General features: G+C 50.4%; 2 protein-coding genes. Both read left to right on the forward strand.

Annotated elements, in window-relative coordinates; translation table 11 throughout:
- Positions 1 to 656: transketolase C-terminal domain-containing protein (locus AOQ57_RS08150; protein WP_305848696.1), on the forward strand; the 656-nt coding region annotated here is incomplete at its 5' end.
- Between the two features lie 99 nt (positions 657 to 755).
- Positions 756 to 1,076 (forward strand): hypothetical protein (locus tag AOQ57_RS08155; RefSeq protein WP_202812718.1); only part of this gene is annotated, 321 nt, incomplete at its 3' end.

Here is a 1,076-nt window from a genome sequence, read left to right on the forward strand (position 1 = left end):
CTTTAAACGGGAACCCAGTGGTCATGATCGTTCGTAACGGAACAATCAGCGCTGGATCAGCAACCCACCAAGGATCCTTTGACATCGCCTACCTGTCAAGTCTGCCAAACGTTGACTACCTGGTACCAACCAGCGTTGAAGAACTAATCTCAATGCTGGACTGGGCTTTGACGCAAGCCGAAAATCCGGTCATCATCCGCCAGCCAGAACACAAGCTCTTACACCGTCCGGCCACCCAGGATAATTATGATACGATCGATTACGAGATCGCCCACCAAGGGAGTGAAGTTGCCGTGATGGCCGTGGGAGGCTTCTGGGAACTTGGCGAAGAAGTTATCCATCAGCTAAAGACCAAGCTCAACATTAACGCAACCCTGATCAATCCTAAAACGGTCACTAACATTGATCAACAAGACCTCCACTACCTTCAAGAAAACCACGACCTGGTGGTGACGATTGAAGACGCAATGGTTTCCGGGGGCTTTGGGGAAACCATTTCCCGCTACTACGGTCCAACCAACATGAAGGTCTTAAACTTCGGCGCCCAGCGTGAATTTGCCGATAACGTACCGCTGGACGTGCTTTACGAGTGGTACCACCTAACGCCGGAACAAATTGTTGACGATATTGAACGGGTGCTCCACTCAAGCCTATAATCAACTAAAAAGCTGTGACAAAATAGTCGCAGCTTTTTTCGTCCTTATGGGGTGTTTCTGCCGTACTTAACTAATGAGAATAAGTACGGAGGGATTCACATGATTTTAAATTATCAAGTTGTTGGAATTGGGGTGGTTGCGGGGCTGGCCATGACTGCCGGAAGTGTTACGACCATCAAGGCTCCCGCCAAGCATTTTAAGGCTGCAACAGCCGCTGTCACTTTAACAACACCTGGTTCAACTAGTATGCCTCCGGCTGGCTCCAGGGTGAACAGGGTCACGACGACTCAACCAAGCTACCAAGAAGCTACCACTAGTACGACAGGTTCGGTCCCGGTTACTCCTAGTAACAGTAAGGCCAGCGCCGTGAGTGAGTCCAAGCAAGCAGGGTTAGCCACGTCGGCTTCAACCGCCGTTTCT

Origin of the sequence: Limosilactobacillus gorillae, from assembly GCF_001293735.1 — a bacterium.
Classification (GTDB): Bacteria; Bacillota; Bacilli; order Lactobacillales; family Lactobacillaceae; genus Limosilactobacillus; species Limosilactobacillus gorillae.